This is a genomic window from Pseudomonas pisciculturae, from assembly GCF_015461805.1.
In the GTDB taxonomy this organism is placed as follows: domain Bacteria; phylum Pseudomonadota; class Gammaproteobacteria; order Pseudomonadales; family Pseudomonadaceae; genus Aquipseudomonas; species Aquipseudomonas pisciculturae.
This window is the reverse complement of record NZ_JACVZE010000003.1, coordinates 30,337-41,614: the sequence shown is the minus strand read 5'-3', so window position 1 is coordinate 41,614 and position 11,278 is coordinate 30,337. Positions and strand designations below refer to the sequence as shown.

Below are 11,278 nucleotides of genomic sequence, written 5' to 3'. Positions count from 1 at the left end.
CAGTTGACGCATCTTTGACTGATACACCGCTATCGCGGGCAAGCCCGCTCCCACAGGTAATCAGTGCACGACCCAGCTCAGCAGCCACAACCCAAGCAGTAACCAGATAATCCCGAAGATGATCGAAGCCCGCATAAACGCGCGCACCGCCGAATACAGGAACAGCAAACCGACGATCAACGTCAGGATGCTGATGATCGACGTGTCCATGCCCAGCGTCCGGGAGAGCCCTTCGACAAAATTGCCACCCGCATTGGTCAAGGCGCCAAACAACCCGCTGAGCCCATCAACGATAAACCGGATAACGGAACCGAGTGCCTGGCCCAACCATTCGAAAAAGCTTTCTACCTGCATGTGTGTGTCCTGATGAGAAGGTGGGCGTATCTGTGCCTTTGGTTGTTATTGCGCCAGGCTAGTTCCCTACAAGCATAGAGGTTTGACTGTTTGAGTTTGCGATTAATCATTAATGACAGCCGTACTCGGTCTAATGTGGGAGCGGGCTTGCTCGCGAAAGCGGTGGGTCAGTGACATCACCATTGGCTGACCCACCGCTATCGCAGGCAAGCCAGCTCCCACACCTACTGCGCTATGTCTTGGGATTAGTGGCGTTGGTGGTGGCACTGCTGTGGCTCGCCGACCGCATCTGGCCTTTGCCCTTGCCCCAGGACGACCTCGCCCGCGTCGTCCTGGCCGAGGATGGCACCCCATTGTGGCGTTTCGCCGACGCCAACGGCGTATGGCGCTACCCGGTACAAACCCACGAAGTCTCACCGTACTACCTCGACGCGCTGCTCACCTACGAAGACCGTTGGTTCTATCAGCACCCCGGCGTCAACCCACTCGCACTGGCCCGCGCGACCTGGCAGAACCTCACCGGCGCACGGGTGGTGTCGGGCGGCAGTACCTTGTCGATGCAGGTCGCCCGCCTGCTGGACCCGCATTCACGCACCTTCCACGGCAAGTTGCGCCAGCTGTGGCGCACCGCGCAGTTGGAATGGCACTTGTCCAAGGAAGAGATCCTCAACCTCTACCTGAACCGCGCGCCCTTCGGCGGTACGTTGCAGGGCGTAGCAGCGGCCAGTTGGGCCTACCTGGGCAAGTCCCCAGCCCAGCTCACCCACGCTGAAGCCGCCTTGCTCGCCGTGTTGCCCCAGGCACCCAGCCGCCTGCGCCCCGACCGCCACCCGCAGCGTGCCCAGCAAGCCCGCGACAAAGTGCTGCGTCGCCTCGGCGAGTTCCAGGTATGGCCGCAAGCCGCCGTCGATGAGGCGCTGGAAGAACCGCTGCTGCTCGCCCCCCGCCTGGAGCCGAGCCTGGCACCCTTGCTGGCGCGCCGCCTGAATCGCGCCGACAGCCCGCCGCTGATCCGCACCACGCTGGATGCCACCCTGCAACGCCGCCTCGAAGACCTGCTGCTGGGCTGGCGCGCACGCCTGCCGGAACACACATCGGCCGCGATCCTGGTGGTAGAGGAAGAAACCATGGCCGTGCGCGCCTACCTCGGCTCGGTGGATATCAACGATGCCAAGCGCTTTGGTCATGTGGACATGATCAGCGCGCTGCGTTCGCCGGGTTCGACCTTGAAACCGTTCCTGTACGGCATGGCTCTGGACGAGGGCCTGATCCATTCCGAATCGCTGTTGCAGGACGTGCCCCGGCGTTACGGCGATTACCGGCCGGGCAATTTCTCCATGGGGTTTACCGGCGCAGTGCCGGCGAGCACGGCGCTGTCCAGCTCGCTTAACCTGCCGGCGGTGCAGTTGCTGGAAGCCTACGGGCCCAAACGCTTTGCCGCGCAGATGCGCATTGGTGGTGTGCCCTTGGCGTTGCCAGCGTTGGCCGAGCCCAATCTGGCGCTGATCCTCGGTGGCGCGGGCAGCCGCCTGGAAGACCTGGTGAGCGGCTACAGCGCCTTCGCCCGCGATGGCAAGAGCGCGACGATTCGTTTGCAGCCAGACGACGTGCTCAGGGAGCGGCCGATGTTGTCGCCGGGCGCGGCCTGGATTGTGCGGCGTATCCTCAGCGGGCAGGCACGGCCCGATCGCGACCCGCGTGCCGAACTGGTGCAGCGCCCGGTACTGGCCTGGAAAACCGGCACCAGCTACGGCTTTCGTGACGCCTGGGCGATTGGCGTGGGGCCGCGTTATTTGATCGGTGTATGGATCGGCCGCCCGGACGGCACGCCGGTGCCGGGCCAGTTCGGCCTAGCGTCGGCGGCGCCGTTGATGTTGCAGGTGCATGATGTACTGACCAACCGCGACAGCCAGCGCGGTATCAGCGCGCCGGTTAAACCTGTGCCGGCGAATGTCGGCGTGGCGGCGATCTGTTGGCCACTGGGCCAGCCGATGAGCCGCAGCGACCCCAATTGCCGCCGCCAGCGTTTTGCCTGGACGCTGGACAACACCACGCCGCCGACCTTGCAGGCACTGGATCAGCCCTTGAGCGTGGGCCTCACGGAAAGCATCTGGGTCAATGCCAAGGGGTTGCGCGTGGACGCCCGCTGCCCCGGCGCCGAGCCCAAAAACGTTGCCGTGTGGCCTGCGCCATTGGAACCGTGGCTGCCCAGGGTCGAACGCCGTGAAGCGCGCATTCCGGCGGCCGACCCGGATTGCCCGCCGCCGGCGCTGGCGGCGTCGTCACCGCTGTCGATTGTCGGCGTGCGTGAAGGTGATCAACTGCGGTTGCCGGCGGCGAGCGAGCAGGCGCTGCGCCTGAAACTTTCCGCCTTGGGCGGCAGCGGGCGGCGTTGGTGGTTTCTCAATGGTGCGCCGTTGGGGGACAGTGCCAACCAGGACTTTATCAATGCCAGTTTTGAGCGGTTGGGGCGGTATCAGTTGAGTGTGTTGGATGAAGCGGGGCAGACGGCCAGGCTGGAGTTCAGCGTTGTTGATTAGATCGCCATCGGGGCAAGCCCCCTCCCACATTTGAAGGTATTCACAAATCAAGTGTGAGAGGGGGCTTGCCCCCGATGGCGGCCTAAAGGTTCACTTGCCTTCAAAGCCAATCCCCCCGAAGCTACTCACCTTCAGGAGCCCCCGCATGAACCTCGAACACCTCACCGAACGCCTGCATCGCATCCGCGATAACAACGACTGGAAGCAGTTCCACAGCCCGAAAAACCTGGCCATGGCCGCCAGTGTGGAAATGGCCGAGCTGGTGGAGATCTTCCAATGGCTCACCGAAGACCAGTCCCGCCAGTTGCCCGCCGATAAACTCGCCCATGCCGGGCAGGAAGTGGGCGATATCGTGTTGTACCTGCTGTTGCTGTGCAGTGAGTTGGGCCTGGACATGAACGAGGTGGTGCGCGCCAAGTTGGCCGACAGCGAACGGCGGTTTGCCCATGAGTGATCGTCATTTCGACCAGTTGGCCACGCGCTTTGCCGAGAAGATCTACGGCGGCGCCAAAGGTGCGATTCGCCTGGCGGTGCTCCAGGCCGACCTGACTGAAGCGCTGCCCAAACGCCCGTTACGGGTGCTGGATATTGGCGCGGGCCTGGGCCACATGTCGCTGTGGCTGGCGCAGCAAGGCCATGAAGTCACGCTGGCCGAGCCCGCCGAGCCGATGCTCGAAGGCGCACGCCAACGCTTCGCCGACGCCGGGCAAACCGCGACCTTTATCCACGCGCCCTGGCAAGACCTGCTCGGCCAACTCACCGAGCCCTACGACCTGGTGCTGTGCCATGCGGTGCTGGAATGGCTGGCCGAGCCCCACGCGATCCTGCCGGTGTTGCATCAACTTACGGTGCCCGGTGGCTGGTTGTCCCTGGCGTTCTACAACCGCGATGCGCTGATCTACCGTAATTTGCTCAAAGGCCACTTCCGAAAAATGCGCAAGAACGACATGGCCGGTGAAAAACAAAGCCTCACCCCGCAACAGCCGCTGGACCCACGTGAACTGGCGGCGCAACTCGCAGGGCTTTGGCAGGTCGAAAGCCAAAGTGGCGTGCGGGTGTTCCACGACTATATGCCGGTGGAATTCCAGGCCCGCGCTGATCTACAGGACTTGTTGGAGATGGAACTCGCTCACCGTCGTCACCCAAGCTTTGCCGGACTTGGGCGTTATTTGCACTGGATCTGCCGTCCGGTTTAAGCGGCCCAGTCTGCGGAGGTCGAAATGCGTCGTCTCTGTTTGATCCTGTTGTCTCTCGGTTTGGCGGCTTGCTCCAGCCCCAACCCTTACGTGGCCGCGTCGGCGCCCATCCCACCGGCACCGCCCCAAGCGGCCACTACCTTTGATGCCAGCGCTTACCCCGCGCCGGTGCGCGATTATGGCGCCTACCGCAGTTGGGCCTGGCGCAACGGTCAGCTTCCGGCGGGCTCGGCGTGGGCTGATTCGGCGCAAATTGCCGAAGCCGTCAGTGGCGCCCTCGACCAACGCGGCCTGCGCCCTTTGCATGACAAGCGTCAGCCCGACTTGCTGGTGAGCGCCGACGTGCGTCAGGAGAAGCGCCTCAAGCAAGTGCAGGATGACTACGGGTACGGTTACGGCGGTTACAACCGCTATGGCAACGGCTACGGCATGTACAACTCGGTGCCCATCGTGCGTACCTATGAAGTGACGGTGGCGGTGGTAAGAGTAAACCTGTTCGACGCCCGCAGCGGCCAGCCGGTGTGGAGTACCAGCGCCGAAACCGCCAGCAACGGTAGCCTCAGCGAGCGCGCCGATGCGTTGCGCCAGGCCGTGCAAAAGGCCATGGCTGCTTACCCGCCCAGTTAGACGCTATTCTCATCTCAAGCGCCGTTCGCTCTTTGGAGAACAACCATGTTTCGTCGTATCGCAACGCTCGCTTTTATCGTGCTGCTGGGCGGCTGCCAGACCAGCCAGGTCAACCACGATTTTGACGCCAGCCGAGACTTCGGCGCCTACCGCAACTGGGCCTGGAAAGACCCGGCGCTGCAATACCGCCCGGATGACCCGCGTATCAAGAGCGACCTCACCGAGCAACGTATCCGCCAGGCCGTGGCCGAGCAACTCGACCAGCGCGGCCTGCGTCCGGCCGCCGCCGGTACCAAGGCCGACCTGAACGTACAGGCCTACCTGATCGTCGAAGATCGCCAGCAACAAGTCACCACCAACTACGGCGGCGCCTGGGGCGGCCCGTGGAATGGCTATTGGGGCGCGCCGATGTACAACGAAACGCGCAACATCACCTACAAAGTGGCGACCCTGCAGATCGACCTGCTTGACGGCAAGGACGGCAAACTGGTGTGGCGCGGCAGTGACGAGCAGATGATGAGCAGCACGCCGAACCCGCAGGATCGCAGTAATGCCATTCGCACGACTATCACGCGCATCCTCTCCAGCTATCCCCCGCACTAAACAACACTACAAATCCCCTGTGGGAGGGGGCTTGCCCCCGATAGCGGTGGTTCAGTTAATGATGTCTTGACTGATACACCGCCATCGGGGGCAAGCCCCCTCCCACATTTGTTATATGTCAGCCACACACCCGCCAAGCCTTGTCTACACTCCAATTCACCCACGGAGAGTAAGTGCTAAGGAGTGCTCGATGTCTCCCCGACTTCGTTCCAGACAACGCGGTGCGATTGGCTTGATGGCGGCGGGTACCCTGGCGATGGGCCTGGTATTCATGCTGCTGGCGGTGGACAGCGGTCGCCTGTACCTCGAAAAGCGCAAATTGCAGTCCGTGGCCGATACGGCGGCGCTCGAAGCGGCCAACCGTGGAGGGCAGTGTGGCGCCAGTACCACCGCCAATGACTACGCCAAGCAGAACGCTACGCGTAACGGTTTTGTCGTCATCGCGGGTGACGCCACCCGCACCCTGGAGGTGGCCTGCGGCACCATACCGACCAATGCCAGCAACCTTCGCGTATTTACCGCCGATGCCAGCAAAAGCGATGCGATACGCGTGATAGCCAGCCGCAAGGTCGTGACCGGCGTAGCCAACGGTATCTGGAACCTGTTCAGCGGCGCGCCGGTCGCCGCCCAAACCACCCTCAGCGCTACGGCCGTTGCCGCACTGGGCCCGCCGGTGGCGCAGTTGACCATCCGCAGTAGCCTGGCGACGGTGGATTCCACCAAGTCACCGCTGCTGAATTTCGCCCTTGGCAATCTGCTCGGCGGCAGCCTGTCGATCACGGCGGCCGGTTGGAATGGCCTGCTGGGCACCAATGTGAACCTTCTCAGTTACCTCGACCAATTGGCCGTTTCCCTGAACCTGCAGGCCGGCGACTACAACACCTTGTTGAATACATCGCTCACCGCCACCCAATTGATCGACGCGGCAGTCAAAGTGCTGCAAAAAAACGGCAACGTAGCGACGGCGGTCATCAACGATGTGCTCTCGATCAAAGCCATCGCGCCCAATACCAAGGTGCTGACCCTGGGGAACCTGCTGAACGTTGCGTCCGGTACGCCGACGGCGGCGTTGAATACCAATGTGCAGTTGTTTCAGTTGCTGCAAGGCATCGCCCAGTTGTCGAGCAGCAAGAGTGCCGTGAGCGCGGCGGCCACGCTGAGCGTGCCGTTGGTGGGCAATGTGTCGATCCAGACCAAGGTTATCGAACCGCCGCAGTTGTCGGCGGTGGGCGACCCGTCCAAGGCGGTCAAAGGCTTTAATAAAACGCCGAAGGTGGATCAGATTTTTGTACGCACAGCGCAGGTGCGCACGCTGGTGACCGTTGATTTGACGGTGCTCAAGACGGTTTCGGGCCTGATATCCGGGGTCTCTCAGCTCACCACCCCGGTGACCGGCGTCGTGAATAACCTGCTGCATCTGAACCTGGTGGGGCTGCTGGACCCACTGTTATGCCTGTTGTTGAAACCTTGCGACCATACCGATGTGCAGTTGCTCTCCAGCCTGAACATCAATATTGAAGTGGCCAGTGCAAGCAGCTATGTCTCGGGTTACAACTGCGACAGCCCCGCAACCAAATCCCTGACGGTCATGGCCAGTTCGGCGCTCGCCGATGTGTCCATCGGCCAAATCGACCCGGCTACGGCGTTTTCTTCTAGCGCAGCGGTTACGGTCAATCCGGCCCGTTTGATTGATATAGGCATCCAGACCTGTGCGGGGATATTCGGTTGTGGGGCCCGTAAGGCTGGCGCGGGAGGGGGGCTGGCGTTGACGGTGGGGCATGCGCAAGTGGCGGGCAGCAGTCAAAGCCTGGTCTATTCGCCAGTCAATGAAATGAACACGACACCCACCTATAAATCATTCTCGTCCAGTACCGATATTGTCGGCAGCCTGGCCAATACGGTGGGTGCGCTACAGGTCACCTATATACCGCCTACCGGCACGGTATCGAGTTCGGCACTTCAGGGGGTGGCGAGCCTGCTGACGACGATTACCACGACGTTGGTGACCGCGATCAAGAGCCTGCTCTCACCGTTGCTCGACCCTATCGTCAACACGGTGCTCAAGGCCCTCGGCATCAGCCTTGGCAACGCCGAAGTCGGCGCCAACCTCACCTGCCATATGGGCCGTGCGTACCTGGTGATCTAAGCCTGGGCCAGCGGCAACTCCACGCAAAACCGGGCGCCTTCGTTGCCGTTGGTGACGCTCAGGCGCCCGCCCATGTTTTCGATGATTCCGTAGCTCACTGACAGCCCAAGGCCGGTGCCCACGCCAATCGGTTTGGTGGTGAAGAACGGCTCGAAAATCCGTTCCAGCAGGCGCGGGTCGATGCCGCCGCCGTTGTCTTCGACCCAGATGCGCACGTGGCGGCTGTCGTGCTCGGTGTGCACGGCGATCCAGGGGTGAAGGTCTGGCTGTTTTTCACGTTGGCTTAACAGCGCGTCACGGGCGTTGACCATCAGGTTGATCAACACCTGCTCCAACTGGTCGGCGTAGCCATTGACCTGTACCGCGACGCCCGCCGGGGTGTGGCGCACATCCACGCCTTTGCCGCGCAGGCCTTCGCTGAGCAGTGACAGCGTGCCCTCCAGTGCCTGTGCAGGGTCGAAGGGTTGTTGCTCGATTTCCGAGCGGCGGCCAAACACACGCATGTGGTCGACCACCCGAGCGGCGCGATGCACCTGGGCGTCGATGCGCTGGAGTTTTTCCGTGAGGTAGTCCACTTGCACATCGCCATTGCTCAAGCGCTTGAGCACGTTGGTAATGGCCATGCGCATGACGTTCAGCGGCTGGTTGATCTCGTGGGCCAGGCCGGTGGCCATCTCGCCGAGGGTGGCCATTTTTGCGCTTTGGGTCAGTTGTTGCTGGGAGCGCCGTACTTCGGTGTTGTCGCGGCCCACGGCCTGCACTTCCAGCAGACGGCCCTGCTCGTCAAATACACCGCGGTCCGACCACACCCACCAAGCGTGCTCGCGGCCGGGCAGTTGCAGGCTGATCTCGGCGGTGCTGACCGGAAACTCCGGGGTCAGGCGGCTGATGCGCTGCACGAAGGCGTGCTGCTGTTCGTCCGACAGCCAATCCCCCAGGTTCAGCCCGGGCAACTGCGCGGGCGCGCACTCCAGGTAGTTGGCCAGCGGGGTGTTGCCGAAGGTCAGTGTAAGGTCCGGGCGGTAGCGGCAGATCATCGCCGGCGAGTCTTCCACCAAGATGCGATAGCGTTCTTCGCTTTGCTTGACCTGTTCGGCCGCCAGCGTGGCTTCGGTGACGTCGAGCCAGAGGCCGACCGCTTCCACCGGCAGGCCGAGGTCGTCACGCAGCAATTTGGCTTCGTCCAGCAACCAGTGGTAATTGCCCTGTTTATCCCGCACTCGGTAGCGACTGCGGGCAGTGCCTTCGCGCAGCAACTGGCGGGTACGTTCGAAATACAGGTCGCGGTCTTGGGGGTGGATGAGCGCGGGAAGGTTGTCGTGGTTGCATTCGGCCAGAGTCCAGCCCAGCAGTGGCAACAGGCTGTCGCTGAAATACACCGGGTGCAGCGCGCCGCTGACGTAGCGCTGCACGTAGATCACCGCCGGCGAGCTGGCGATCAGGTTATCCAGGCGCGCATGGGCGGCGGCGGCTTGCAGTTGTTGGTTCTTGATGTCGCTGATGTCGAGCATGACGCCGATCCAGCGTCGCTTGTTTCCAGCCCCCAACTGTTGGCCTTGTACGCGATACCACAGTGGGGTCTGGTCGGTGTCGGTGCGTTGCAGGCGCACGCTGGTGAGCAGCGGTTTGCCCAGGGTCAGCAGGTCTTGCAGGCGACTGTCGAGTTCCTGGCGGTCGGCCGGGTGGATCAGCTCCAGCCAGCTGTCCATGCTCAGGCGCGGCAAGCCGTCTTCCTGCGTCAGGCCGTGCAACAGTTGCGGTGAAAGCTGGATCTCGCCGGACGCGGGCAGCAGTTCCCACCAACCGGTGCCCAGCAGGCCCTGCAAGGCATCGTCCCGGTCCTGGTGTTGTTGATGGCGTTGCTCCTGCAAGCGGGCGAGCAGGGGCGCTGCCAGTGCGGCGGTCAGGTTCAGCCAGTCGCTGTCGGGGGTTTGCGCATGATTGGTATAGACACCGCACAGCAGCCAGGCGGCCACCTCGTGGTCATCATGGTAGGGCACCAGAAACGCGCTGCTGCTACCGAACAGGCTGTTTAATTGTGGGTGGTCGCTGTGGCCGTGGTGGATATCGAGCCTCACCGGCGCGCTCAGGTGCGCAAGGCTGTTGCCCAGGTGCTGGCCGGTTTGCCACAGGGCGGGGGCATCGTGCGCCGTGTACTGCGCGTAGATGCGCCAGCCTTGCCCGTCGGCGTCGCGCAAGGCCATGGCCAAGCATGGGATGTGCCAATGCTCGGCAACGCTGCCCAGGTGTTCGTCGAACACGTCGCGCAAGCGGCCGAGGGTGCAGATGCGCAGTTGATGGCTGATCTGGAACGCCAACTGGTGGGTGAACTCGCGCTGTTGCGTGTGTTGTCGGTCGGCCAACAGGTCGCCGATGTCGAGCAGCCGCAACAGCCAGCCAGCGTCGTTGCGCTCTACGCCGCCACGGGTGTGCAGCACGCGACCGCCGACACCCTGGAAATCCAGATCGAGGCTATGCCGTGACCAATCGGCGGGCTGGCCCTCGATGCTCAGGGCGCTTTGGGCGCAGAGCAGTGCGCGCAGGGTCGGTGGGGCCTCTGCACCGTGCAATGGCGCCAACTGCGCACGCAGGGTGCCGGCAATGTTCAGTACATGGCCGTGGTCATCCAGTTGCAGTTGCAGCCCGGCTATTGGCAGGGGCGGGGTGTCCAGTGGCAGCGTCACGTGTTGCCCCAGCAAGCGTTCGAGCATGTTGTTCCCCAGGGTCAAAATTGCAGGCTCGACTGTGCAGTGAGATTGGCCGGCAGGTTAGGTACTTTGCCAATGCCCGGAAGCACCAACGCGGGTAGCACTGCATTGAGGTTGGCGGATGGGTAGTTGATTTTTACGGTCAGCGTGGTGCCGTCGTAGGTGGCGGTCACGTGTTCGGGCAGAAACTTGAATTGGGCGGGTATCCAGTTCAGTTGCAACAGCACGGTGGCTTTGGCGCGCTGGATGACCAGGGCCGGGTAGCCTGTGGTGGCGGGGTCGAGCGCGACACTGCGGCGCACACCGTCGGCGGCTGCCTGGTTGAACGACTGCATCAGCAGCAACGGCAAGCTATAGCTGATCAGTCCGTAGAGCACGGCAAAAAAAATCACGAATACCAAGGCGAATTCGATCGCCGCGGCACCTTTTTGCGATTTAGGGAGGCCCGATGTCATGACTGCGTCTACCCTGACGGCTACTGCTTGATATCAGCATAGAATCATTTGCCGAAAAGGGATGTTTTTTAAGTGATCCAGGGCTGGGTAGTAGTGGTGTGGCTGGCGCTGTGTGCGATCCAGGATCTGCGTGAGCGGCAAATTGCCAATGGGCTGACCCTGGGGGTGGGCCTGCTGGCCTTGATTTACCTGCTCTGGGTCGGTGTGAGCTGGCTAGGGTTCCCCGCCAGCGATGCCGCCTGGGCATTTGGGCTGGTGCTATTGCTGACGCTGCCGGGTTACGCGCTCGGCCATTTCGGCGCGGGCGATGTGAAGCTGTTGGCGGCGTTGGCATTGGCCTCTGGCGTCGAGGGTTTGCTGGTCACACTGGTGGGCGCGGGACTGGCCCTGGGAGGGTGGTGGCTTATAGTTCAAGGGTTTAGCCGGTTTGCCTGGGTACCCGCAACGGGCGCGTCAATAAAACAGCCATTTGCACCGTTTGTTTTGACAGGCTTTGCGCTGTACTGGCTTTGGATCCATTAGTCGCACGGCCGCTCTACTGCTATGTACATAGTCGGAAAGTAGAGCTAGTTTTATTAAGTAAGTGCGTAGGATTTGTCGTCAAAAAGGATAGGTCAACCTCATTGGCTTGCCAGGCATGGAGTAGCGC

At 62.3% G+C, this 11,278-nt stretch carries 10 protein-coding genes; 7 read left to right on the top strand and 3 right to left on the bottom strand.

All coding sequences use genetic code 11. From position 1 onward, the window contains the following. Positions 1-60: 60 nt before the first annotated feature. The gene (locus ICY20_RS09330; RefSeq protein WP_159962943.1) at positions 61-354 is read right to left on the bottom strand and encodes a hypothetical protein; all 294 of its coding nucleotides are present in this window, start codon (positions 352-354) and stop codon (positions 61-63) included. Between the two features lie 227 nt (positions 355-581). Here ICY20_RS09330 and pbpC point away from each other — a divergent pair, with 227 nt between their 5' ends. From pbpC to ICY20_RS09300, 6 genes are all read left to right on the top strand, one after another. Beyond that, a complete protein-coding gene (gene pbpC, locus ICY20_RS09325; RefSeq protein ID WP_194937569.1) occupies positions 582-2,894 on the top strand; it encodes a peptidoglycan glycosyltransferase PbpC in 2,313 nt (770 codons plus the stop codon). A gap of 145 nt (positions 2,895-3,039) precedes the next feature. Continuing rightward, positions 3,040-3,348 (top strand): MazG-like family protein, encoded by a 309-nt coding sequence (locus tag ICY20_RS09320; RefSeq protein ID WP_135291546.1) that lies wholly within the window; start codon positions 3,040-3,042, stop codon positions 3,346-3,348. Then, positions 3,341-4,090: a methyltransferase gene (locus tag ICY20_RS09315; RefSeq protein WP_194937340.1), complete on the top strand. Its 750-nt coding sequence runs from the start codon at positions 3,341-3,343 to the stop codon at positions 4,088-4,090. Before ICY20_RS09320 ends, ICY20_RS09315 begins: the two co-directional genes overlap by 8 nt. A 24-nt stretch (positions 4,091-4,114) precedes the next feature. After that, positions 4,115-4,717, top strand: coding sequence for a DUF4136 domain-containing protein (locus ICY20_RS09310; protein ID WP_159963375.1), 603 nt, complete (start codon positions 4,115-4,117; stop codon positions 4,715-4,717). A gap of 45 nt (positions 4,718-4,762) precedes the next feature. Then, complete coding sequence (locus ICY20_RS09305) at positions 4,763-5,320, top strand: DUF4136 domain-containing protein (protein ID WP_159963374.1); 558 nt, start codon at positions 4,763-4,765, stop codon at positions 5,318-5,320. Between the two features lie 190 nt (positions 5,321-5,510). Further along, the gene (locus ICY20_RS09300) at positions 5,511-7,466 is read left to right on the top strand and encodes a pilus assembly protein TadG-related protein (protein ID WP_194937339.1); all 1,956 of its coding nucleotides are present in this window, start codon (positions 5,511-5,513) and stop codon (positions 7,464-7,466) included. Here ICY20_RS09300 and ICY20_RS09295 read toward each other — a convergent pair. After that, a complete protein-coding gene (locus tag ICY20_RS09295) occupies positions 7,463-10,177 on the bottom strand; it encodes a PAS domain-containing protein (RefSeq protein ID WP_407692619.1) in 2,715 nt (904 codons plus the stop codon). The two genes, ICY20_RS09300 and ICY20_RS09295, sit on opposite strands and share 4 nt — an antisense overlap. A gap of 14 nt (positions 10,178-10,191) precedes the next feature. After that, a complete protein-coding gene (locus ICY20_RS09290; RefSeq protein WP_159963372.1) occupies positions 10,192-10,629 on the bottom strand; it encodes a TadE/TadG family type IV pilus assembly protein in 438 nt (145 codons plus the stop codon). Positions 10,630-10,701: 72 nt separating this feature from the next. On the opposite strand from ICY20_RS09290, the gene ICY20_RS09285 reads away from it, so the two are divergent. After that, entirely contained in the window at positions 10,702-11,151 is a 450-nt protein-coding gene (locus ICY20_RS09285) for a prepilin peptidase (protein ID WP_194937337.1), read from the top strand. Positions 11,152-11,278: the final 127 nt, after the last annotated feature.

What these genes read in the sequence shown, in the direction of transcription:
- ICY20_RS09310 (WP_159963375.1), top strand. Translation starts at nt 4,115, where the DNA reads ATGCGTCGTCTCTGTTTGATCCTGTTGTCTCTCGGTTTGGCGGCTTGC.
- ICY20_RS09320 (WP_135291546.1), top strand. Translation starts at nt 3,040, where the DNA reads ATGAACCTCGAACACCTCACCGAACGCCTGCATCGCATCCGCGATAAC.
- ICY20_RS09300 (WP_194937339.1), top strand. Translation starts at nt 5,511, where the DNA reads ATGTCTCCCCGACTTCGTTCCAGACAACGCGGTGCGATTGGCTTGATG.
- ICY20_RS09290 (WP_159963372.1), bottom strand. Translation starts at nt 10,629, where the DNA reads ATGACATCGGGCCTCCCTAAATCGCAAAAAGGTGCCGCGGCGATCGAA.
- ICY20_RS09315 (WP_194937340.1), top strand. Translation starts at nt 3,341, where the DNA reads ATGAGTGATCGTCATTTCGACCAGTTGGCCACGCGCTTTGCCGAGAAG.
- ICY20_RS09330 (WP_159962943.1), bottom strand. Translation starts at nt 354, where the DNA reads ATGCAGGTAGAAAGCTTTTTCGAATGGTTGGGCCAGGCACTCGGTTCC.
- ICY20_RS09295 (WP_407692619.1), bottom strand. Translation starts at nt 10,177, where the DNA reads ATGCTCGAACGCTTGCTGGGGCAACACGTGACGCTGCCACTGGACACC.
- ICY20_RS09305 (WP_159963374.1), top strand. Translation starts at nt 4,763, where the DNA reads ATGTTTCGTCGTATCGCAACGCTCGCTTTTATCGTGCTGCTGGGCGGC.